Source organism: Streptomonospora sp. PA3 (assembly GCF_009728995.1).
GTDB lineage: Bacteria > Actinomycetota > Actinomycetes > Streptosporangiales > Streptosporangiaceae > Streptomonospora.
In genome coordinates this window covers 303,765-325,708 of record NZ_VTZW01000003.1, presented here as the reverse complement: position 1 = coordinate 325,708, position 21,944 = coordinate 303,765, and the positions used below count along the sequence as shown (strand labels likewise).

23 protein-coding genes and 1 tRNA gene are annotated in these 21,944 nt (G+C 73.3%); 5 read left to right on the top strand and 19 right to left on the bottom strand.

What is annotated here, in order from left to right; all coding sequences use genetic code 11:
- Positions 1 to 123: 123 nt before the first annotated feature.
- On the top strand, positions 124 to 789 hold the full coding sequence (locus FZ103_RS01875) for a lytic polysaccharide monooxygenase (protein WP_155998234.1): 666 nt from the start codon (positions 124 to 126) through the stop codon (positions 787 to 789).
- 252 nt (positions 790 to 1,041) lie between these two features.
- Here FZ103_RS01875 and FZ103_RS01870 read toward each other — a convergent pair whose 3' ends face one another.
- Positions 1,042 to 1,902, bottom strand: a complete 861-nt coding sequence (locus FZ103_RS01870; RefSeq protein WP_155998233.1) for a hypothetical protein — start codon at positions 1,900 to 1,902, stop codon at positions 1,042 to 1,044.
- Positions 1,903 to 2,123: 221 nt separating this feature from the next.
- Here FZ103_RS01870 and FZ103_RS01865 point away from each other — a divergent pair, with 221 nt between their 5' ends.
- Positions 2,124 to 2,816 carry an HAD family hydrolase gene (locus tag FZ103_RS01865; RefSeq protein WP_155998232.1) on the top strand — a complete coding sequence of 231 codons (693 nt, stop codon included), beginning with the start codon at positions 2,124 to 2,126 and terminating at the stop codon, positions 2,814 to 2,816.
- A 69-nt stretch (positions 2,817 to 2,885) separates the two neighbouring features.
- On the opposite strand, the gene FZ103_RS01860 is transcribed toward FZ103_RS01865, so the two are convergent.
- The 7 genes from FZ103_RS01860 to purU form a co-directional block, all read right to left on the bottom strand.
- On the bottom strand, positions 2,886 to 3,479 hold the full coding sequence (locus FZ103_RS01860) for an alkaline shock response membrane anchor protein AmaP (RefSeq protein WP_155998231.1): 594 nt from the start codon (positions 3,477 to 3,479) through the stop codon (positions 2,886 to 2,888).
- Between the two features lie 8 nt (positions 3,480 to 3,487).
- Positions 3,488 to 4,093, bottom strand: a complete 606-nt coding sequence (locus FZ103_RS01855) for a DUF6286 domain-containing protein (protein WP_155998230.1) — start codon at positions 4,091 to 4,093, stop codon at positions 3,488 to 3,490.
- A 52-nt stretch (positions 4,094 to 4,145) separates the two neighbouring features.
- Positions 4,146 to 4,535 (bottom strand): Asp23/Gls24 family envelope stress response protein, encoded by a 390-nt coding sequence (locus FZ103_RS01850; RefSeq protein ID WP_155998229.1) that lies wholly within the window; start codon positions 4,533 to 4,535, stop codon positions 4,146 to 4,148.
- Between the two features lie 37 nt (positions 4,536 to 4,572).
- Positions 4,573 to 4,743 (bottom strand): hypothetical protein, encoded by a 171-nt coding sequence (locus FZ103_RS24790; protein WP_186355660.1) that lies wholly within the window; start codon positions 4,741 to 4,743, stop codon positions 4,573 to 4,575.
- A gap of 261 nt (positions 4,744 to 5,004) precedes the next feature.
- Positions 5,005 to 5,403, bottom strand: a complete 399-nt coding sequence (locus FZ103_RS01845; RefSeq protein ID WP_155998228.1) for a hypothetical protein — start codon at positions 5,401 to 5,403, stop codon at positions 5,005 to 5,007.
- Between the two features lie 3 nt (positions 5,404 to 5,406).
- On the bottom strand, positions 5,407 to 5,892 hold the full coding sequence (locus tag FZ103_RS01840) for an Asp23/Gls24 family envelope stress response protein (protein ID WP_186355659.1): 486 nt from the start codon (positions 5,890 to 5,892) through the stop codon (positions 5,407 to 5,409).
- A 410-nt stretch (positions 5,893 to 6,302) separates the two neighbouring features.
- Positions 6,303 to 7,181 (bottom strand): formyltetrahydrofolate deformylase, encoded by an 879-nt coding sequence (purU, locus tag FZ103_RS01835; RefSeq protein ID WP_155998227.1) that lies wholly within the window; start codon positions 7,179 to 7,181, stop codon positions 6,303 to 6,305.
- Positions 7,182 to 7,396: 215 nt separating this feature from the next.
- On the opposite strand from purU, the gene FZ103_RS01830 reads away from it, so the two are divergent.
- The gene (locus tag FZ103_RS01830; RefSeq protein ID WP_155998226.1) at positions 7,397 to 8,602 is read left to right on the top strand and encodes an alanine racemase; all 1,206 of its coding nucleotides are present in this window, start codon (positions 7,397 to 7,399) and stop codon (positions 8,600 to 8,602) included.
- A 96-nt stretch (positions 8,603 to 8,698) separates the two neighbouring features.
- Here the strand turns inward: FZ103_RS01830 and FZ103_RS01825 are convergent, their stop codons facing one another.
- Both FZ103_RS01825 and FZ103_RS01820 read right to left on the bottom strand, forming a co-directional pair.
- Entirely contained in the window at positions 8,699 to 9,100 is a 402-nt protein-coding gene (locus tag FZ103_RS01825; protein WP_155998225.1) for a DUF3618 domain-containing protein, read from the bottom strand.
- A 16-nt stretch (positions 9,101 to 9,116) separates the two neighbouring features.
- Complete coding sequence (locus FZ103_RS01820; protein WP_155998224.1) at positions 9,117 to 10,229, bottom strand: CDP-alcohol phosphatidyltransferase family protein; 1,113 nt, start codon at positions 10,227 to 10,229, stop codon at positions 9,117 to 9,119.
- Between the two features lie 313 nt (positions 10,230 to 10,542).
- Between FZ103_RS01820 and bcp the strand changes: the two genes are divergently transcribed.
- Together bcp and FZ103_RS01810 are read left to right on the top strand one after the other, a co-directional pair.
- Positions 10,543 to 11,040 carry a thioredoxin-dependent thiol peroxidase gene (gene bcp / locus FZ103_RS01815; RefSeq protein WP_186355658.1) on the top strand — a complete coding sequence of 166 codons (498 nt, stop codon included), beginning with the start codon at positions 10,543 to 10,545 and terminating at the stop codon, positions 11,038 to 11,040.
- A 161-nt stretch (positions 11,041 to 11,201) separates the two neighbouring features.
- A tRNA-Leu gene (locus FZ103_RS01810) sits at positions 11,202 to 11,278 on the top strand.
- Positions 11,279 to 11,325: 47 nt separating this feature from the next.
- Here the strand turns inward: FZ103_RS01810 and FZ103_RS01805 are convergent.
- The 9 genes from FZ103_RS01805 to FZ103_RS01765 all read right to left on the bottom strand — a co-directional run bounded on the left by FZ103_RS01805 (position 11,326) and on the right by FZ103_RS01765 (position 21,391).
- Positions 11,326 to 11,493 (bottom strand): hypothetical protein, encoded by a 168-nt coding sequence (locus FZ103_RS01805; RefSeq protein ID WP_155998223.1) that lies wholly within the window; start codon positions 11,491 to 11,493, stop codon positions 11,326 to 11,328.
- A 171-nt stretch (positions 11,494 to 11,664) separates the two neighbouring features.
- Positions 11,665 to 13,104 (bottom strand): MFS transporter, encoded by a 1,440-nt coding sequence (locus FZ103_RS01800; protein WP_155998222.1) that lies wholly within the window; start codon positions 13,102 to 13,104, stop codon positions 11,665 to 11,667.
- 171 nt (positions 13,105 to 13,275) lie between these two features.
- Positions 13,276 to 14,727 carry a serine/threonine-protein kinase gene (locus FZ103_RS25250; protein WP_394350066.1) on the bottom strand — a complete coding sequence of 484 codons (1,452 nt, stop codon included), beginning with the start codon at positions 14,725 to 14,727 and terminating at the stop codon, positions 13,276 to 13,278.
- A gap of 275 nt (positions 14,728 to 15,002) precedes the next feature.
- On the bottom strand, positions 15,003 to 16,349 hold the full coding sequence (locus FZ103_RS01790) for a pitrilysin family protein (protein ID WP_155998221.1): 1,347 nt from the start codon (positions 16,347 to 16,349) through the stop codon (positions 15,003 to 15,005).
- Positions 16,350 to 16,455: 106 nt separating this feature from the next.
- A complete protein-coding gene (locus tag FZ103_RS01785) occupies positions 16,456 to 17,784 on the bottom strand; it encodes a pitrilysin family protein (protein WP_186355657.1) in 1,329 nt (442 codons plus the stop codon).
- A gap of 188 nt (positions 17,785 to 17,972) precedes the next feature.
- A complete protein-coding gene (locus FZ103_RS01780; protein WP_155998631.1) occupies positions 17,973 to 18,593 on the bottom strand; it encodes a class I SAM-dependent methyltransferase in 621 nt (206 codons plus the stop codon).
- An 89-nt stretch (positions 18,594 to 18,682) separates the two neighbouring features.
- Positions 18,683 to 19,861, bottom strand: coding sequence for a pyridoxal phosphate-dependent aminotransferase (locus tag FZ103_RS01775; protein ID WP_343233331.1), 1,179 nt, complete (start codon positions 19,859 to 19,861; stop codon positions 18,683 to 18,685).
- Positions 19,862 to 19,930: 69 nt separating this feature from the next.
- Entirely contained in the window at positions 19,931 to 20,305 is a 375-nt protein-coding gene (locus FZ103_RS01770) for a BlaI/MecI/CopY family transcriptional regulator (protein ID WP_155998219.1), read from the bottom strand.
- A 180-nt stretch (positions 20,306 to 20,485) separates the two neighbouring features.
- Positions 20,486 to 21,391: an SDR family NAD(P)-dependent oxidoreductase gene (locus FZ103_RS01765; RefSeq protein ID WP_155998218.1), complete on the bottom strand. Its 906-nt coding sequence runs from the start codon at positions 21,389 to 21,391 to the stop codon at positions 20,486 to 20,488.
- Positions 21,392 to 21,944: the final 553 nt, after the last annotated feature.

The window sequence follows — 21,944 nt, the reverse complement described above, 5'->3', positions numbered from 1 at the left end:
CAATGTCTCGACAGATTCGGAAACACTGTGTTTCACTCTGGTTCCACCGGGTAGCTTGACTGTTACATGGGAGCGCTCCCGAACACCCGGACGTCCCCCTACCGGAACTACGGAGATCGCGCAATGCAAGCATCCCCTCTCGCCGCTCCGCGGCGTGTCCTCACCATCCTCGCCGCTCTCGCCGGAGCCCTGGCGTGCATGCTGCCGCTGGCCAACAGCGCCGCGGCCCACGGTTCGATCCTCGACCCGGCCACCCGCAACTACGGCTGCTACGAGCGCTGGGGCGATGACCACATGAACCCGGACATGCAGCAGCAGGACCCCATGTGCTGGCAGGCGTGGCAGGACAACCCCAACGCCATGTGGAACTGGAACGGCCTGTACAAGAACAACGTCTACGGCGACCACCAGGCCCACGTGCCCAGCGGCACGCTGTGCAGCGGCGGCAACACCCAGAACGGGCGCTACTCCTCCATGGACACGCCTGGCGAGTGGAAGATGACCAACATCAGCGACAACTTCACTCTCCAGTTCTACGACCAGGCTTCGCACGGCGCCGACTACTTCCGCATCTACGTCAGCAAGGACAGCTACGACCCCACCACCCAGCGGCTGGGCTGGGACGACCTGAACCTGGTCAAGACGACCGGTAGCTACGCGCCGACCCAGAACATCAGCATCCCGGTCAGCACGTCGGGCTACGACGGCCGCCACGTGGTCTTCACGATCTGGAAGGCCTCGCACATGGACCAGAACTACTACTTCTGCAGCGACGTGAACTTCAGCTGATCGGAGTACGCGCCGCGTGACACCGCGACCCCGCCGGGCCCGCGCCCGGCGGGGTCCGCGCGTCCTGCGGGGTGCTGCGCCTGGCTACGCCCTGATCAAGAAGCCGGACACCGCAGCGGCTGCGGCGATGGGCTGGATGGCGCGAAGCGCTGTGCGAGGCGCACCCGTTGCCGCAACCCCGATGGCGGCCGCCTCAGGTGGCACCACCCGGTGGGTTACTCGAAAGCGGCGCCCGCCGTTCTTCAGCGCGACCTAGCCGCCGACGCTGCCCGCCGGGGCCTCGTAGTGGCCGCGGAGCAGGCGCTCGCGCTCCTCGTCGCCGGTCAGCGGGCAGGTGGCGCACTTCTGGCCGGAGAAGCGGAAATAGAAGCAGCAGCCGCCGGCGACCATGAACATCCGCTCGGGCCGATGCGCCGGGCGACCCGCCAGCGCGAGGGGGAACGGGCGCTGGCGCGGCGCCACCCGCGGGCGGTCGAGGTTGAGGCACTCCACCATCTGGCGGGCCCGCCGCCAGGCGGCCTCCTGGTCGGCGCCGACCTCGTGCGAGGCCATCAGCAGCGCCGAGTGCAAAGCGTCGGCGGCCATGCTCCACTGCGGGCGCAGCCCGAAGCGGGTGGTGGCGCGCACCGCCTCGACTGCGGGCTGCAGCGCCGCCGCGGCGGCGCCGACGAACCACCGGTCCAGCTCGCGGTCGGAGTCCAGTTCCACCACGTCGGCGCGCTCGGCCATGGGGTCGCCGGCCAGCACCGCGGTCTCGGCCTGGCGCAGCGCGAGCCGGTCCAGTCGGCCGGACTCGGTGCGCCGCACCCACAGCAGGCCGGCGTCCAGGCGCGGCGCCCGGCCGGTGAGGTAGGCCGACATGGCGGCCAGCGTCAGCACGTGGCGGCCCAGGTCGGCGGCCAGGAAGGCGGAGGCGGCGATGCGGTGGCCCTGGCAGGATCCCTCGGTCATCCGCTCCAGCAGTTCGGGGACGCGCGCGGGGACGCGGTCCAGCCGCAGCCACTCCGGCTCGCGGGGTTCGGGGTCGCGCGCGGACAGCAGGTCGGTCTTGAAGTAGAGGTCGCGTTCGTTGACCCAGTCGACGACCCCGGCGAGCGGATGACTGTCCGGCATCAGACCCCCTTCGCGGCGAGAAGCGCCGCCGCCGATCGCAGCGGCAAGGACGGCGCTGATAGGTAAGCCTATCCTCAGGGTCGCCTACGCTGTCCAGTGGGCCCGCGAGCGCGGGGGGCGCCGAACCGCGTCGGCTAGCGTGGCCCGGGGGCCGCACCGGCGCCCGGCCGGGACGGACCGCCCGCGGGCGGCGCGCAGGCGGACGAACGAGGAGGACGCGCATGGGCAAGCGGCTGGTGCTGTGGGACGTCGACAAGACGCTGGTCGATCTCGACAGTCTCGGCGCGGAGATCTTCGCGGCCGCGTTCGCGCGGTTCAGCGGGCTGGAGGCGCACACCCGCACCCACGGCCCTGGACGCACCGACTGGCAGTGCTTCCACGAGACTCAGCTGGCCAACGGCCTGGTGCCCACCGAGCAGTGCTATCCCCGATTCCTGGCCATCCACGAGGAGATGTTCGCCGAACGCGGCGCGGAGGTCGCCCGGCGCGGCCGCGTGCTGCCGGGGGCGCCCGAGATCCTGCGGCGCTGCGCGGACGAGCCCGGCGTCGTCTCGTCGCTGCTGACCGGCAACTCCCGGCGCAACGCCGAGCGCAAACTCGCCGCCCTGGGCCTGGACGGGTTCGTCGACTGCTCGCTCGGCGGCTACGGCGACGACCACATGGACCGCCCCGAGCTCGTACGCGTCGCCCGCGAGCGGGTGCGCCGCGCCACCGGCACCGAATTCACCGCCGACACCACGGTGCTGGTCGGCGACACCCCCAACGACGTGCTGGCCGCGCTGCACGGAGGCGCCCGCATCGTCGCCGTGGCCACCGGCTGGGCTTCGGCGGCCGATCTGCGCGCGGCGGGCGCGGAGGTGGTGCTCGACGACCTCTCCGACACCGACGCCGTGCTGGAGGCCCTGATGTCCTGACCGCCTCCCGCGGGGACGGCGGCGGCAGGTGTGCGCTCCGGCGGCCGGCTCCCTGCCGGGGGCGCGGGCTCAGGCGGGATTGCGCCGGGGGTTCTTCGGCGGCGCCGACATCGACAGGCGGATCACCGCCGGCAGGCGCTCCAGCTCCAGCGCGGTGCGCAGGTCCTCCAGCGCCTCGGCGTGCACCCGCCGCCACAGCGCGGGCACGTCGGCGTCCTCGTCGACGGTGAGGTCCAGCCGGACGTGGGGGGTGTGCACGGAGTCGGTCAGCCGCGCCCGCGCCCGGCGCACCCCGGCATACTCCCCGACCGCGCCCTCGAAGGCGCCGCGCGCCGCGCCGGAGGGCATCTCGGTCAGGCCGCTGCCGTCGGGATCGACGACCACCCGCCGCACGCTGTCGGTGCGGCCCTGGACGAGCATCCAGCGCAGCGCGGGCAGCCCGACCAGCACGGCGGCGGCGACGACCGCGTAGCCCAGCCAGATCCGGACGACCTCGGTGCCGGAGGGCCAGGCGCCCAGCTCGGTCGCCGCGGGCTCGGGCCCGAGCAGGCCGGCGCCGACGGCCAGTGCGACGGCTCCGGCCGCCACCAGCACCCCGCCGACCAGGGCGAGTCCCCACCTGTTGCCGCGCGCCGTCCTGCGCGCCGTGATAGCCGGAGTCATGCGTCCTCTCACGCCTTCGTATACCGAACGCGGGTGGTCACCGTGAACCCGTAGACGGGCTCCAGCTCGGTCAGCCGCTGCCGAACCGCGGCCGCGACCTCGCCGCGCAGTTCCGGCGCCTCGCGCAGGTCGGTGCGGACGCGCACGCGGATCCGGCGCCGCCCCACCGAGACGTGGGCGCCGCGCACTCCCCCGACGTCGTGCGCCGCGGCGGCGAGGGTCCGCTTCAGTCCCGACCGCGACAGCCCCACGACCAGTTCGGGATCTCCGGTGCGCAGCGCTGTGAACCGGCCGCGGCCGGGCACCAGCGCCAGCGCGATGAGCACCAGGCCGATCCCGGCCGCCACCGCCGAGGCGATGCGGACGACGGGGTCGCTCCAGCGCGCCTCGGCCGTGTACGCGCCGGCGGCGGAGGTGACAGCGGGGCTCATCGGCGCGCCCGCCAGCGCCGCGGCGACCTCGACCGCGGCCAGGGCGGCGATCCCCAGGACCAGCGCGCCGACGATCAGCGCGGGCCAGGAGCGCCGCGGACGGAAGGTGTGCACGGCCACGCGGCTCGCGCGCCGGGCCGCGGACCGGTCCGGCCCGCTGAGTGCGTCCTCCACGGTTGTCATACAGTCCTCCTCCCTTGCCGTCGGCGTGCTTGTGCGTCCCGGCCGCCCGGGGTCATTCCGCGCGGCTGCCCCGTACCAGTTCGGCTATCTCGATGTCGACTCGGCGCACGGCCATCCCCGTCATGTCCGCCACGCGCCGCGCGGTGTGCTCGCGGACGCGGCGCGACACCTCGCGCACCGATCGCGGGTAGGCGACGGCGATGCGCAACCGCAGAGTCGCGGTGTCGCCGTTGCCGGTGACCCGGGCGCGCGCCCGCACCCGTCCGCGGCCCAGCCCCGTCCTCCCGGTGGGACGGACGACGCCGGAGACCTCCGCGGCCGCCCGGGTCGCGATCCGGGCGACGACGTCCTCGCCGACGACGGTCCGGCCCCGGCTCTCGGCGGGCTCGGGTTCGCCGCGCTGCGGCGGGATGCGCGCCGGAGCAGCGGTCGGCGCGCTCATCGCCGCACCTCCCCTGCCTCGGCTGCGGCCGGTCGGCTCACTCGCGGCGCGTGAAGAGCTCGGCGAGGTCGATCTCCCCCTCGAACGCCCTCCCGGCGAGGAAGCCGATCGCGCCCAGGACGAACACCAGGGCGAACGCCCCGAAGCCGCCGAAGGCGCCGGCGAGTCCCAGCACCACCCCGAAGGCCAATCCCACGACGGGCCACATGTGCCTTCCTTTCCTGTTCAGCCGTCACCGCGTCCTCCGCCTCCGTACGCGGCCGCGCACGCGGCGCCGAATCCGGCCGATGCTGCGGTCGTGCGGCCGGGTGCGGTGTGCGGTGGACCCGGGCGGCGGCGCCGCCCGGGCGGGGTCGCAGGCGCCGCGCCGCAGCCGGATGCATTCGGCGACGGCTCCGGGATCGCCACCGCGGCCGGAGGGTCCTCGCCGGCCCCGGAGCCCGAGGCGCGCCGGTCGACGGTCGCGCCGCTACGGTGCGCCATCGCCGTCCTCCCCCGACGGGGTGCCCTCGCCGTCGTCGCCCGCCACGTCTTCGATGCGGACGTGCACACTGCGGTCGCCGGACGCGCCGGCGGCCGCGAGTGCGGCCTCGCGGATGTCGGCGGCGGTATCGGGGATCGGCCGGTCCAGCAGTACGACCACGCCGACCTCGACCTCGCCGCCGCGCACCGCGACCCCGGCGATGCGCCCGCCCGGAACGGGCGTGGCCGTGGCGCCGAAAGACCCGGCCGAGAGCCCGACGACGCCCGGCACCGCCCGCACCCGCGCGGCGATCTCGCGGGCCTGCGCGGTCGGGCTCGGGCGCGCACCGGCCTGCGCTGCGGCGCCGCCGGGGCCGGGCGGCGTGTTCGGCTCGTGGTCGGGCATCGCCTAGCGCACCCGCGGTTCGGAGTCCTCGTCCTGATCGCTTTCGTCGTCGGGCAGGTGGATGTCGTCGATGGTGATGTTGACCTCGGTGACCTCCAGGCCCGTCATGCGCTCCACGCCGGTGATCACGTTGCGCCGCACCGCGCCCGCCAGATCCGGAATGGCCACGCCGTACTCGACGACCAGGTCGATGTCGACGGCCGCCTGGCGCTCACCGACCTCGACGGTGACACCGCGCGCGGCGCCGCTCGTGCTCGACCCGCCGGTGACGCGGTCGCGGACGGCGCCCAGGGCACGAGCGCTTCCGCTGCCCATGCGGTATACGCCGCCGACCTCGCGTGCGGCCATGCCCGCGATCTTGGCGACGACGTTATCGGCGATGGAGGTGCGACCGCTGCTGGTGACCAGGTCGCGGGTGCCGCGTGCGGACTCCGCTCTGCCCGCATCTCGGGCGCCCGGCACCTTGGGCTCTGAGGTGGTTTCCGACACTGTGCATTCCCCCTGCTCGGATCGACCGGCCGCGTTGCGCGCCCGTTCCGGCCGCCGCACTCCGCCATCGGCTCCTCCTCCGGCGCACCGGCGCGCTCGCCGGCCATCGCCGGCCTGGATGCGGTGCGCCGCCGGCGCACATGCGAATGCGGGCGGAGCCGTCCCCCGCGACGACTGAACGACTTTCACTGTAGCGCTACACACAGTCGTCAACAATGGACGAAACGTGACGACGCGCAGAGAAATCCGAGGTGAGGGGGTCGACGAGGGAGCAACCGGCCCCCAGCGAGGCGAGGACGGACGGAGGGGCGCGACACAGTCCGGACCGACGAACGAGGGAGCGAGGCATTGAGCGGGTGTGCGGGGCGCGTCGAAGCGCCCCCACACCCGCGGAAAGGGATGTACCGGGATCAGCGGAAGACGACGGTGCGCTCGCCGTTCAGCAGCACCCGGCGCTGGGCGTGCCAGTTGACGGCGCGCGCCAGCGCGAGCGACTCCAGGTCGCGCCCGATCGCGGCGAGCTGGTCGGGGCTGTGGGTGTGGTCGACCCGCGAGACCTCCTGCTCGATGATCGGCCCTTCGTCGAGGTCGGCGGTGACGTAGTGGGCGGTGGCGCCGATCAGCTTCACGCCGCGCGCGTGCGCCTGGTGGTAGGGCCGCGCCCCCTTGAAGCTGGGCAGGAACGAGTGGTGGATGTTGATGATCCGCCCGGACATCTTCGCGCACAGCCCTTCGGAGAGGATCTGCATGTAGCGCGCCAGCACCACCAGGTCGACGTCGTAGGCGTCGACGAGCTCCAGCAGCCGGGCCTCCTGCTCGGCCTTGGTCTCGGCGCTGACCGGCAGGTGGTGGAAGTCCAGCCCGTAGGAGCGCGCGAGGAACTCCAGGTCGGGGTGGTTGGAGACCACCGCGGCGATGTCGGCCTCCAGCAGGCCGCTGCGCTGCCGGTAGAGCAGATCGTTGAGGCAGTGCCCGAATTTGGAGACCATCACCAGGATCCGCGGCCGCACGTCGCGCGGCCGCAGGTCCCACTCCATGTCGAATCCGGCGGCCAGCGTGGCGAAGGATCCGCGCAGGGCGTCCTCGCCGCCCGCGCCCGGTTCGGCTGCGGGGGCGGTGAACTGGGTGCGCAGGAAGAAGCGTCCGGAGTAGGAGTCGCCGTACTGCTGGCTCTCGGTGATGTTGCACCCGTGGCCGGCCAGGAGGTTGGCCACGCCCGCCACGATGCCCCGGGCGTCGGGGCAGGACAGGGTCAGGACGTACTCGCGTTCGCTGGAACCGGCGCTCATGGGCTCAGGGTCTCCCGGGGTTGGGGCGCGGCTGTCGAGCCGGGGCTTCCAGAGTAGCGGCGCCGCGCGGCAGGCGGGCGCGCCTCGGCCGCACGCCCGGAGCCGCGGGAAGAACCTGTTCCGGCGGGCGGCCCCGGCCGGAGCGGCCGGAACCGGACGGCCTTTCGTCCGACCGGACATGAATGTTCTTCACCTTCCTGTGGCATGCTCCGCCCATGACGAGCCTTCGCGAGCACTACGAATCGGCGACGCGCGAGCTGAGCGCCCCCTTCGCGATCGTCGACATGGCCGCGTTCCGCGCCAATGCCGCGGACATCGCGCGCCGGGCCGCGGGCACGCCCGTCCGCGTCGTCAGCAAGTCCCTCCGCTGCCGGCACCTGCTGCGGGAGGCGCTGTCGCTGCCCGGGTTCGCCGGCGTCATGGCCTTCACCCTGCCCGAGGCGCTCTGGCTCGCCGGCGATCCCGCCGGGCCGGTCAGCGACGACATCCTGGTCGCCTACCCCACCGCCGACACGCGCGCCCTCGGCGAGTTGGCCGCCGATCCCCGCGGGCGGGAGCGGATCACGCTGATGGTGGACAGCACCGCCCACCTGGACCTGATCGCCGCCGCGGCCGATCCCCGGCATCCGATCAAGGTCTGCATCGACGTCGACACCAGCTGGCAGCCGCTCGGGCCCCGGCTGCGGATCGGCGCCTACCGCTCCCCCGTGCGCACACCCGCCCAGGCCGCGGCGCTCGCCCGCGCCATCACGGCCCGCCCCGGGCTGCGGCTCGACGGCATCATGGCCTATGAGGCGCAGATCGCGGGCGTGGGCGACGCCCCGCCCGACCGCCCGCTCTACGGGCGCACCCTGCGCTGGGTGCAGGACCGCTCGCGGCTGGAGCTGGCGCGCCGCCGCGCCGCCATCGTGCGGGCCGTGCGCGCCGTCGCCGACGTACGCTTCGTCAACGGCGGCGGCACCGGCAGCGTGCACACGACCCGGCGCGAACGCGCCGTGACCGAGGTCGCCGCGGGTTCGGGGTTCTACCAGCCGCGCCTGTTCGACCACTACACCGGATTCTCCGGGCGGCCGGCGGCGCTGTTCGCGCTGCCCGTGGTGCGCCGGCCCGGGCCGGGCGCGGCCACCGTGCTGGGCGGCGGCTACCTCGCCTCCGGCCCGCCCGACGCCGGACGGCTGCCTCAGCCCTACCTGCCGGAGGGGCTGTCGTTCAGCCCGACCGAGGGCGCCGGAGAGGTGCAGACCCCGCTCCTGGGCGCGGCCGCCGACCGGCTGGCCGTCGGCGATCTGGTGTGGATGCGCCACGCCAAGGCGGGCGAGCTGTGCGAGCGGTTCGGCGTGCTCCACCTCGTCGAGGAAGCAGAAGCCGGCGGCGTCACCGCGGTGCCGACCTACCGGGGAGAGGGCAAGGCGTTCCTCTGAGGCCCCGTCGCGAAAAAAGATCCTGTACCCGCGGCCACGTGTGCTCGCAATCGCACACGATGACGGCGGGTACAGGATCGGCGCCGGCGGGGCGGCCTATCCGCGGCGGCGCCGGCGTGCCATCGCGACCACGCCCACCGCCACGACCACGCCCACTCCGGCGCCCAGGAGCAGCAGCTCGGGCGCGACGCGGCCGCCCGACCGGTAGGTGGAGACGACCTCGTCGTCCCCGCGCAGCCGGACGCTGCCTTCGGGGGGCTCGACCACGTGGCTGTCCAGCCGCACGGCCTTGCCGCCGGCCACGAGCGCGCGGGCCTCCTCGGCCAGGTGCGAACCCCGCTCGCGGACGCGGCCCCAGCCGCGGCGGGCCACGTTGGCCGGCTTGGTGCGCTCGACGATCCCGTCGAGGGCCATCGCCACGCGCCGCTGCGTCCGCTCGATCTCGGCCTGCACGCTCGCGGGATCCCTCGGCACGGCCGCAGGGTCGCGTTCCTCCATATCGCGCTTCCTTCCGCTATCGCAGCGTCGCCTGGGACGGGCCGGCGGCGGGTTCCCGCTGGGCGCCGCCCGGATCGCCTTGGGAGGGCGGGAAGCCCAAGGCGCCTTCGATACCGTCCACTACGCGGAAGAAGTCCCGCGTGGACAACCACAGTTTATAGACCAGGGCCGCCTCGAAGGCGAGCAGCAAAACACCGGCGGAGACGACGAATCCGGCCATTCCGGCCGGCGAGGACACCGCGATCACGGGGGCCGCGACGAACACCGCCACCTGGAACTCGATACCGCTCACCAGGTGGGTGCGGATGCGCCGCTCCCGCAGGAAGTCCCAGAACCGCTGGTACCAGGGGAACCGGGTGCGGAACTCCTGGTGCAGGTCGACCCGCGGCAGCCGCATGTCGGGGTGCTTGCCGGCGTCGCGGTCGTAGCGGCTCTCCTTTTCGGTCTGGGTCTGCAGGATGTGCTCCAGCACCGAGATCCCGTGCCGCAGCACCGCCTGCTCGCCCTGGTCGCTCATCGGCCGCGCGCCCGGCCCGGCCTCGGTGCCGCCGGCGCCGGCGGCCGGCTCGACCGAGTCCTCCTCGGGCTCCAGCATCGACAGGGTCGCCCGTGCGCGCTCCAGCGCGGCGGCCAGGCGGGAGCGCATCTCCCGGCGCACCTTGTAGACCTGCAGCGCGTTGAGATAGCGCAGCATGTCGACGAAGACCACGGCCAGCGCCAGCCAGATGAAGCCGACCCAACCGGTCACCACGTACTGCCCGCCCATCAGCGCGATGGCGCACACCAGCACCCGGAAGCGGTCGAAGACGTAGTCCATCCACGAGCCGAACAGGCTCTCGCGGTCGGCGAGGCGGGCGAGCTTGCCGTCCATGCAGTCGACCAGGAAGCACAGGTAGTACAGCACCGCGCCCAGGAGGAGGAACTGCCACTGCCCCACGGAGAACGCCGCCGCCGCGCCCAGGCCGAGGAACAGGGCGGTGACGGTGAGCTGGTTGGGCGTGATCGCGGTGCGGTTGGCGATGGCGCGCACCGCCCGGACCGCGATGGGGTCGACCAGCCAAACCGTCCACCAGGAGTCGCGCGCCCGCAGCGTACGCTCCCTGACCTCCTCCAGCGTGAATCCAGTCATCGTCGGTTCGAACTCCCACACGCGAAGCGGATGTGCTCCTACCCAGCGGACGCCGGCCGAGCGCTAGCGGTGGCCCGGCGTGTGCCGCACGAGTCTACGCAGCGGAGGCAGTCCTCGGGGGAAGTCACCGATTGCGCAGGTGCCGACCACCATAGGGGATGGTCCGGGTGCCTCGGCCCCGTCGGGGTCCCGGGGACCGTGTGCACCGCGGCGCCGGTCCGCGCCGCGAGCTCATAGGCTGGAGGTGCTGCGCAGCGGCCTGCCGGCCCTGCGGCGGCTTCCCACCAGGATTTCCCACCAGGCAAGGAGACCCGTGAGCGAGTCCAGCGAGTCGGCCGCCCGGCTGCGCGCCGGCGATCCCGCGCCCGAGTTCACCCTCACCGCCGACGACGGCTCGGCCGTCAGCCTCGGCGAGGTGCTCGCCTCCGGCGGCAAGCGGGTGGTGCTGTACTTCTACCCGGCCGCCATGACGCCCGGCTGCACCACCGAGGCCTGCGACTTCCGCGACAACCTGCGCGAGTTCGAGGACGCCGGCGCCACGGTGCTGGGGGTCTCGCCCGACTCCCCCGAGAAGCTCGCCGAGTTCCGCGCCAAGGAGGGGCTGACCTTCCCCCTGCTCAGCGACCCCGAGAAGGAGGTTCTGCAGGCCTACGGCGCGTTCGGCGAGAAGAAGAACTACGGCCGGGTGGTGCAGGGCGTGATCCGCTCGACCTTCGTCATCGACCCCGACGGCACCGTGGCCAAGGCCTTCTACAACGTGAAGGCCACCGGCCACGTCGACCGCATCAAGCGCGAGCTGGGCCTGGCCTGAGGACGCGCGACCGCCGCGCCCCTCCCCCCGCGTGCCGCCCGCCGGTGCGCGGGGCGGCCGGGTCGCCACTTGCGCTTGCGCCCCGCCGGTGCCACCCTCACTCAGACGGACGACTCCGACCGCCGCCCACCGGGCGCCGCACCCGCGCAGTCGCCGCTTACGGGGCCGTAGCCCAACGGCAGGAGGCAGCAGGTTTAGGACCTGTACAGTGCGGGTTCGAATCCCGCCGGCCCCACCACACCGGCACCGCCGCACCCCGCGGCAGGCCGCCGATCCCGGCCTTGATCACGCCCTTTTCGCGCAGCAGTTCGAGCGCGCGTGTGAGGGACGACTCCGGCATCCGGCCCGCGGCTTGCGCGGTTTGCGGCTGAGTTCGCGGTGCCACGCCTTCTGCAGGATTCCCTCGAAGGCCGCGACCTGCTCGATCAGGTAGGGAAGCTCGTCGATGACCACGACAGTCGGCCGGTGATCGTGGAAGGTACCAGATTTGGGAGTCCCAAAAATGGAACTCCCAAATTTGGGACTCCCACCGTTGGCCCCTCGGTGGCGGTGCGCCTTCCGTTGCTCGGCCGGGTCGGGTGGCGGGCGGGGGGCCTCCGCGCCCCGCCGGCCTTCCCGTCCGGACTAGGACGAGGTGATGGCCTTCTTGCTCAGCGGCGAGGCGATGTTCTCCAGGGACTGCCGGGCCACCTCCAGGCCGATGATCCAGTGCACGACGCCGGCCCCGATCATCAGCCCCGCACCCAGGAAGTAGCCCAAGGCCACCTGGGAGACCTCGCCGCTTCCCACCAGTCGGCCGAACAGCGCGGGCCCGACGATGCCGCCCAGGGCGGTGCCCACGGAGTAGAACAGGGCGATGGCCTGGGGCCGGATCTCCATCGGGAAGACCTCGCTGACGGTCAGGTAGGCCGAGCTGGCCCCGGCGGAGGCGAAGAAGAACACCACGCACCAGCACAGCGTCACCGTCAGCGCGCTGAGCACCCCGGCCTGGAGCAGCAGACCGGTGCCCACCAGCAGCAGACCCGAGCCGATGTAGGTGCCGGCGATCATCGGTTTGCGGCCGAGCCGGTCGAACAGGTGCCCCAGCAGCACCGGCCCCAGGAAGTTGCCCAGCGCCAGCGGGATGATGTACAGCGGCGCGACCCCCGAGGAGACGCCGAAGAAGGTCGTCAGCACCAGGGCCTGGGTGAAGAAGACGGCGTTGTACAGGAACGCCTGCCCCCCGAACAGGGCCAGGCCCACGACGGTGCGCCGCGGATAGGTGGCCGCGATCGTCCGCGCGATCTCGCGGAAGGTGGTCCTGGTGCGCTGCTCCAGCTCCAGCGTGTCCTGCGGCTCGGGCAGGTCGTCGCGGCCGGCTTCGCGCTCCACCTCCTCCTCGATTCCGCGCACGATCTTCTCGGCCTCCTGGTCGCGGCCGTGGATGATCAGCCAGCGCGGGCTCTCCGGCACGATGCGCCGCACGACGATGATGATCAGGCCGAGCACGCCGCCGACGGCGAAGAGCAGCCGCCAGCCGAGGAACTCCGAGACGATGTCGGGCTGGAGCAGCGGGTAGGCCATCGCCGCGCCCGCTGCCGCACCCAGCCAGTAGGACCCGTTGACCATCAGCGCGATGCGCCCGCGCAGCCGGGCGGGCACCATCTCGTCGATCGCGGAGTTGATGGCCGCGTACTCGCCGCCGATGCCGAACCCGGTGAAGAAGCGGCAGGCGTAGAACCACAGCGCCGTGCCGGAGAAGGCCGTCAGCACGGTCGCGACCAGGTAGACCCCGAGCGTCACCAGGAAGATCTTGCGCCGCCCGTACTTCTCGGTGAGGTGGCCGAAGTAGAGGGCGCCCAGGCAGGCGCCCACGATGTAGATCGAGGCGGCCAGGCCCACCTGGCCCTCGGTGATGTTCAGCCCGCTGCCCGGCTCGGTGATGCGCGAGCCGATGGCGCCGACGATGGTCACCTCGAGACCGTCGAGGATCCACACGCTGCCCAGGCCGAGAAGGATCAGCCAGTGCCAGCGCTGCCATGGGAGGCGGTCGAGGCGGGCGGGGATGTCTGTCGTGACGCTCATACCGCTCCGCTGACCGTGCCCGCTGGAGTGTAACCGCACCGGTTCAGCGGGGCGTCCTGCGGTGCGGCGCGAGTCGCCGCGGTGTCGTCTTGGCCGCTGCCGGCGCCCGGAGCGCCGCCGAGGACGGCTCCGGCGGCGTGCCGGGTCGGCCGGGCAGGGCCGCGGCCGGGCTCAGGTGCGGAAGAGCAGCGCCCACAGCACCACGCCGAGCAGCAGCAGCACTCCTGCGGCCACCCCCAGCACGACCGGCAGCGAGCTGCCCTCGCGGTGCTTGCCCGAGCTGGTCAGCCCGAGGGTGTCGGTGGAGTCGCGGATGGAGGTCAGCAGGTGGCCGACCGCCTCCGGGCGGTGGCGCTGGAGCCGCTCGTGCAGGTGGCTCACCGAGTCGGAGACCTGCTCCTGCAGTTCGGACACCGACTCCTGCAGGGAGCTGCGCAGCGGCTGGGCGCTCGGCCGGAACCAGTCGCGCTCGGTCTCGGAGCCGGAGTCGTCGCCGCTTGCCGCATCGCCACCGGGCTCGGCCGGTTCGCCCTCCTCGTCGGCTTCCTCGGCCCCTTCGCCGTCGCCGCCCGCCGGGTGCGCGCCGCCGCTCCGATCGCCGCGGCCGGTGCCGGCGGCCCCGTGGCCGTCCTCGCGGGCCGGGCGCGGCACGGTCGGCTGCGCGCCGCTCGCCGTCGCCTTGGCCGCGGACTCGGGGCCGGTCTCGGGTGCCCACGGCGCGAGCGCGGCGATGCGCAGCATCTTGGTCGCGTTGTCAGCGGTGAGGCGGTCGCCCGGCTGGACGTGCAGCAGCCCGGCCAGCACCGGGGCGAGCGGGCCGGCGTTCTGGGCCACGGGCGGGTCCTCCAGGTCGACGCCCTTGAGGATGCGGATGTAGCCCTTGCGGTCGTAGGGCGGGTGGCCCTCGACGGCGGCGTAGAGCGTGGCGCCCAGCGACCACAGGTCGGACTCGGGCCCCACCGGCCCGGCCTTGGCCCGCTCGGGCGGGATGTAGGAGGGCGAGCCGATGATGCGCCCGGAGCTGGTCAGCGCGGATTCGCCGGTCCAGGCGGCCAGCCCGAAGTCGGTCAGCACGACCCGGCCGCCCTCGCTGATCATCACGTTGTCGGGCTTGACGTCGCGGTGCACGATGCCGTCGTCGTGGGCGACCTTGAGCGCGTCGATCAGCTGCAGACCGATTTCGGCCACGCGCTGGTAGGGCAGCGGCCCGGCGACATCCACGATGTCGGCGAGGGTGCGGGCGTCGATGTACTCCATGACGATCCACGGCCGCTCGTCCTCGTCGACCACGTCGAGCACCGTGACCACGCCGGGGTGGGCCAGCCGGGCCGCCACGCGAGCCTCGCGCGTGGTCCGCTGCAGCAGGCTCTCGCGCTCGGCGGCGCTGAGGTCGTCGGGCAGCCGCAGCTCCTTGACCGCGACCTGGCGGGCCAGCACCAGGTCGGTCGCGCGCCAGACGGTGCCCACGCCCCCGCGGGCGATCTCGTCGAGGAGTTCGTAGCGCCCCTTGAGCACGCGGCGCGACCTGCCGTCGTCCACGGCCGCAGGAACCGAGGGCTGGTCAGCACGCTCGGGCCGGTGGGCGTCGGGCCGCTCCGCTTCAGGGTTCTCGATGGAGGACACGGTCAGTCAGCGAGTCTCATCACGGCCACGGTGGCCTCCTGCGGGCTCTTACAGTCGCATCGAACGGCACGGCGGTCCCCATGCTGAACGTGCACGGATCCTCGTTTATACCAGGCATTGCCGACGTCCAAGCAGGTGGTTGCCGGATCACCGTCGTTTAGGTTCGGTTTTGTTATGTCCTTCCCAAGGGACTCCATGCACCTTTCCTACCGGTCTTTACCTATCGTCACCGACGGTACACACGGGTCCCCCGGGAAGGACGGGCCGATTGCGGCTCAGCTCCACAGCGTCTCGGGGTCGCGCACCGTGACCGGCCCCGCGCCGGCCTCGCTCAGCGGGCCTTCCAGGCGCTTGGCGTCGCCGGCGATGACGGTGACCATCTCGCGCGGGCGCAGGTACTCGCCGGCGGCCTCGGCCAGGTCCGCGGCGGTGAGCCGCTCGAAGCCGGCCCGCAGCCGGTCGATGTGGTCCTCGGGCAGGTCGTGGACGACCATCTCGACCAGCGCACCGGCCAGGCTGCGCGGCGTGGAGTAGGTCACCGGCAGCCCCACCGTGTTGGACTCGCGCACCGCCGAGAGCTCCCCGTCGGTCACCCCCTCGCGCTGCAGCCGGTCGATCTCGGCCAGCGAGGCGGTCAGCGAGTGCGCCGTGGTCTCGGTGTCGACCTGGGTGCTGATCAGGAAGACCCCGCTGTCGCGGCGCAGGTCGAACCGGCAGCCCACACCGTAGGTGTAGCCCAGGCGCTCGCGCAGCTCCATGTTCAGGCGCGAGGTGAACATGCCGCCCAGCACGTCGCTGACGCCGTCGGCCCGGGGCAGGTCGACCTGCGTGCGCGCCGGCGCGCGCTGGGCCATCAGCAGGGCCGACTGGACCGAGTCGGGGCGGTCCAGGATCAGCACGCGCGGCAGGTCGCCCGGGGCGGGACCGGGCGGTGTCGATGCGGGCGCCTGCGCGGCACGGGCGCCGCCGAACACCGTCGCGCCCAGCTCTTCGAGGTCCACGCCGGCCAGGTCGCCCACGATCACCAGCGTGCCCGCCACCGCCGCGATGGAGGAGGTGTGGAAGTCCCGCACGTCCTGCGGAGTGACGCCCTTGAGGCGCTCGGGCGCGCCGCCGAGCGGAGTGGCGTAGCGGCCGGTGAACAGCTGTCCGCCGATGGCGCGCGTGGCCAGGGTGGAGGGCACCGAGGCGTCCAGCCAGAACCGCTCCAGGATCTGGTCGCGGCGGCGCAGCACGTCCTCGTCGCGCAGCGCCGGGGCGCGTACGGCCTCGGCCAGCAGCGCGGTGGCGTCCCGCAGGCGGGTGACGGGCGCGTCGACGCCGGTCACGAAACTGTCCCAGGTGACGCGCGACACCCACTCGGCGCCGTGCCGCTCCAGCGCGGGGGCCAGCGAGCTGTTGCCGTGGACGCCGTCCTCCAGCGCCTCGTTGGCGAGCGCGGCGACGCCCATGTTCTCCGGCGGCTCTGAGGCGCCGCCGGCCTGGTGGACGAGGCGGACCGCGGCGAAGGTCTGGCCGGGGACGTCGATGGCGACGACGGTGCCGCCGCCCACGGCCAGCCGCCGCGGCTTGGGGAAGGTGTAGGGCTCGGGGGCACCGAGATCCGGTCGGGTCTGCAGCATGGGAGTGACGACTCTCTTGTGTGGCGGACGAAGGCACCGGGCGGAGCGGGCCGCGGGCGGCCGAAGGCGGGCTGCCCGCGCTCCGCGCCGCGGGTCCCGCGGCCGGTCAGCCGGCGGAGCCGCCCGCGGGGGCAGCGGCGGGCTCGCCCGCGGACTCCGGGTCGAAGCGCACCGACAGCCGGTTCTCTGCCACCAGCAGGCGCTTGGCCAGGTCCACGACGTCCTCGGTGGTGACCGAGCTCCAGCGCTGCGGCCAGGTGAACGCGAGCTCGGGGTCGCCGAACAGCTGGGTGCAGGAGCCAATGCTGTCGGCCAGGCCGGCGGGGTGGGACAGGGTCTGCAGGTGGTCGCGCTCCAGGATGGCGCGGGCGCGTTCCAGCTCCTCGTCCGAGACGCCCTCGGCCAGCGTGCCGATCTCCTCGATCATGGCCTCTTCCAGCGTGTCGCCGCTAACGCCCTCGCGGGCGATCATGTTGACCAGCATCAGGCTGGGCGTGTAGCGGAACGGCAGCAGGTCGGCGGCGGCCCCGCCGTCGTCGGCGGCCAGGCCGCGCTCCAGCACCAGGCGGCGGTAGAGGCGGCTGCCCTGGCCCTGCCCGAGGACGGCCGAGGCCAGGTGCATGACGTCGAAGTCGCCCTCGCCGTAGGGGGCGACCCGGTAGCCGAGGAACACGCCGGGCGCCGGGACGGTCTCGACGACGCGGTCGGCGACGGGGCCGCCGAGCAGGCCGGTGAGGCCGGCGTCGGGGGCCTCGGCCGTCCGCGGGCGCGCCGGGATGGCGCCGAAGTAGCGCTCCACCCGGTCGCGCACATCCTGCGGGTCCAGGTTGCTGACCACCGTGAGCACGGCGTTGTCGGGGCCGTAGTGGCGCCGGTGGAAGTCGAGCACGTAGTCCAGGTCGGCGGCGTCCAGATCGGCCATGGAGCCGATGGTGGCGTGGTGGTAGGGGTGGCCCTCGGGGTAGGCCAGGCGCAGGATGCGCTCCAGAGCGGTCCCGTAGGGCTGGTTGTCGTAGCGCTGGCGGCGCTCGTTCTTGACGACGTCGCGCTGGTTGTCCAGCACCTCCTGGCTCATCCCCTCGCGCAGGGTGGCCAGCCGGTCGGCCTCCAGCCACAGCACCAGGTCCAGAGCGTGCTCGGGCACGGTCTCGTAGTAGTTGGTGCGGTCGGTGGAGGTGGAGGCGTTGATCTCGCCGCCCAGGCGCTCGACGGCGTCGAAGTGCTCGCCCTTGGCCACGTTGCCGCTGCCCTGGAACATCAGGTGCTCGAAGAGGTGGGCGAAGCCGGTGCGCCCGGGCACCTCGAAGCGGGAGCCGACTCCGTACCACAGGTTCACGGCGGCGACCTGCGGAGTCGAGGCAGGCGCGGTCACCAGGCGTAGTCCGTTGTCCAGCGTGAATTGGTCGACCCGTCGCGCCGCACCGTTGGTGGTCACGTGTTCCTGCACCCCTTGCCCGCACGTCGGTTGAACTGCCGTCTCACTGTGCCAGAGCCTATGTCCTCGGGCACGTTCGTAGATACACGCATCAGCGCTTCCGCCGGTGTTGCCCGGGCCGCCGCGGCCCCTCGGGCGGCCGCGCCGGGGACCGCCCGCGGCGGCGGATCGGGCGGCGCGCCCCGCCGTCAGCCGGTGCGCTTGAGCAGGCGCAGCGACCCCTGCACGCCCGTCTCGGTGAAGGCGCCGCTGTCCAGGGCCCGGCGGTAGATCTCGTAGGGCGGGCGGCCGCCGTCGGCGGGGTCGGGGAAGACGTCGTGGATGGCCAGCGCCCCGCCCGGCGCCAGGTGCGGCGTCCAGCACTCGTAGTCGGCCCGTGCCGCCTCTTCGGTGTGGCCGCCGTCGATGAACAGCATGCCCAGCGGCGCCGACCACAGCCGGGCGACGTCGGCCGAGCGCCCCACCACGGCGACGACGTGGTCCTCCAGCCCGGCCGCCGCCATGGTGCGCCGGAACTCGGCCAGCGTGTCGATCCTCCCGGTGGCGGGGTCGACCAGGCCGGGGTCGTGGTACTCCCACCCCGGCTGGTGCTCCTCGGAGCCGTGGTGATGGTCGACGGTGACCACCGTGCCGCCCGCCCGGCGCGCCGCGGCGCCGAGGAACACGGTCGACTTTCCGCAGTAGGTGCCGATCTCCAGCACCGGGCCCAGGCGCGCATGGGCCAGTGCGGCATCGTGCAGGGCCAGACCCTCGTCGGTGGGCATGAACCCCTTCGCGGCCTCGGCGGCACGGAGCAGGTCGGCGGGCATGGTCGTGGTCACGTGCGTCCCCGGGTCGTGGGTGTCGGGCGGATTCGGGCGGAGGTGTGCTGCGGGCGCGGGTCGCGTGCCGGGCCGGCTCAGCGGCCGAACGCGGCGACCAGGCGCTCCACGGCCGTGTCGAGCACCTCGTCGCGCTTGCAGAACGCGAACCGCACCAGGTGGCGCCCCTCGTCGGTGTTGTCGTAGAGGACCTGCGCGGGCACGGCGGCGACCCCGGCCGTGTGCGGCAGCGACCGCGCCAGCTCGATGCCGTCGGCATAGCCCAGCGGGCGGATGTCGGTGATGACGAAGTAGGTCCCCTGGGGCCGCAGCACCTCCAGCCCGGCGGCGCGCAACCCGGCGCAGAGCCGGTCGCGCTTGCCCTGCAGCGCCTCGCGCTGGCGCCGCACCCAGGCGCCCTCGTCGCGCAGCGCGTCGGCCACGGCCAGCTGGAGGGCGCCGTTGGCGGTGAAGGTGAGGAACTGGTTGACGGTGCGGGCCGCGCGCACCAGCGGTTCGGGGCCCATCACCCAGCCGGTCTTCCACGCGGTGACCGAGAACGTCTTGCCGACCGAGGACACGGCCAGGGTGCGCTCGGCCATGCCGGGCAGCGCCGACAGCGGGTGGTGCTCGGCATCGTCGAACACCAGGTGCTCGTAGACCTCGTCGGTGAGGGCGATCAGGTCGTTGTCGCGGCATACCCGCGCGATCTCGGCCAGCTCGCCGCGGGTCAACACGGTGCCGGTGGGGTTGTGCGGGCTGTTGACGACGATCATCCGGGTGCGCGGGCCCACGGCCGCGCGCAGCTCGTCGGGGTCGAACGTGAAGCGCCCGCCGGCCGCGGGGTCGGGCCGCAGGGTGACGGGGCGGCGCACGCCGCCGGCCAGCGCGATCACCGCGGCGTAGGAGTCGTACATGGGCTCGAAGACGACGACCTCGTCGCCGGGTTCGACCAGGCCCAGCACGCCCGATGCGATGCCGGCCGTGGCGCCGACGGTGATGTAGACCTCGCTGTCGGGGTCGAGTTCGATCCCGTAGCGGCGCTTGCGGTCCTCGGCCACGGCCCGGCGCAGCTCCGGGCGCCCGGGGCCGGGCGGGTACTGGTTGACGCCGTCGCGGATGTGTTGCGCGGCGGCCTCCAGCAGCGAAGCGGGGCCGTCGGTGTCGGGGAATCCCTGCCCGAGGTTGACGGATCCGGTCTCGGTGGCCAGGCGGCTCATCTCGGCGAAGATGGTCTCGCCGAAGGGGCGCATGCGCGTGACAAGGGGCTCATCCACACCGGGCAGCATAAACGCCCGGCCGCCGCGCGCCCGAGCCCCGGGGGCGCGGTGCGCGGGCGATGCGGCCTACGACACCTGCGCGCGCTGGGCGCGGACCTCGCTCAGCACGTCGCACATTCGTGCCATGTCCTCGTCGCTGAAGCTCTCGACGAAGCGCAGCATGGTGGTCCCCGGGTCGCCGCAGGCGCTGAAGACCTCGCTCATCACCCGCGCGGTGTGCTCCTCACGCGACTCCCGCGGCCAGTACAGCCACGCCCGACCGGCCTTCTTCCGCTCCAGCAGGCCCTTGTGGAAAAGGATGTTGGCGACCGTCATCACGGTCGTGTAGGCGACGTCGCGGTCGTAGTCCATGGACTCGCGGACCTCGCGGACCGCCAGCGGTCGGTCGGACCGCCACAGCGCGTCCATGATGGCGGCCTCCAGTTCGCCGAACTCCCTCATTCGTCACCCTCCCCGGCTTCGTTCGGTCATCGTAGGAGCGCCGAGGGTGGCTGGGGGGCGAAACGGCCGGGAGCGCGCTGATACGGGGCCGCCGCCTGCGTTGACGCGGCGATCGGCGGCCGCAGCCGCCCGCCCGCCGCTGTTTCGCCGGGCCGGGCGCCGCTTGGCCGCGAGGGCGGGTCAGCCGCGGCCGGTGCGGCGCCGGTGGGTGCGCGCCTGCTCGGCGAAGTCGCGCGGGATCACGTAGGGCTGTTCGGCGTTGACGTCGGGCCAGATGTCGCGGAGGTCCTCGGCCGAGCCCCCGCCCAGCTCCGCGCCGGGCCCCTCGGCGAGGAAGATCCGCGCCACGCGCCCGCCGACGACGGAATAGACCTCGCCGGTGGTCTCGCAGTCCTCGTGGGCCAGCCACACCACGGCCTGGCTGACCCGCTCGGGCGGCACCAGCACCTCCGAGTCGCCGGGAAACATCCGCTCGGTCTCGGGAGTGCGCACCAGCGGGGCCACGGCGTTGGCGGTGATGTCGTACTTGGCTCCCTCGATGGCCAGGGTCCGGGTGAGGCCGAGGACGCCCATTTTGGCCGCCGCGAAGTTGCTCTGCCCGAAGTTGCCGAACAGCCCGGGCGGCGACGCCGTGTTGACGATGCGGCCGTAGCCGTTGCCGCGCATGTAGCCGAAGGCGGCGCGGGTGACCAGGAAGGTGCCGCGCAGGTGCACGCCGACCACGGCGTCCCACTCGGCGGTGCCGATGTTGCGGAACGCCCTGTCGCGCAGTATCCCCGCGCTGTTGACCACGACGTCGACACGCCCGTAGGCCTCGACCGCCGCCTCGACCAGGGAGCGGGCGCCCTCCTCGGCGGAGATGTCGTCGACGCTGACGGCCGCGACGCCGCCCGCCTCGCGGATGCGCTCGGCCACCTCCTCGGCGGCGTTCAGCGGGTCGGCGCCGTCCTGGCCGGTGCCCTGGACGTGCTCACTGACGACGACCTTGGCGCCGCGTGCCGCGAGTTCGAGGGCGTGGGCCCGGCCCAGGCCGTGCCCGGCACCGGTGACGATCGCGACGCGCCCGTCGAACCGCAACTCGGCCATGTCTCCTCCACTCTTCCCGCGGGTGCACGGGGCGCTTCGACGCGCCGTCTTCCCTCCTGGCTCGGTCGCTCGTCAGTCCAGACGGCGCCGCGCCCCGCACACCCGCTCAGGGCCTCGCTCCGCGGGCTCGTCGGTCCGGTCGGCGGCGCTGGTCCCATCGCGGCCGCCCACCGATTCCTACCCGCCGGGCAGGTGTGCTTCCCACGGGAAAGAGGGGCGCTTTGAGGCACCGCCTTCCCTCCTCGCCTGGTTAGGCCGTGCTGAAGAACGGCGGGGCGCGGCTTTCCAGGAACCCACCGGGCACCACCCGGGGCGGCCGCCACCGGGGCTGCGGCAATGGGTGCGCCTCGCGAAGCGCGGTCACAGCTTGCCGCCGAGCGCACGCGGTTCTTCCCAGATGGAGCCGCGCCACCGGTGGCGGACCTCCGGCGCAAAAGTGCGCCGTGCGCTCGGCGGCAAGCCGGCCCAGAACAAGTACGTGGCGCGAAGCGCCTCCGTTAGGGGCGGTGGCGGGTGACGGGCACGATGGGCTCGTGGCGCGCAGCGCCTCCGT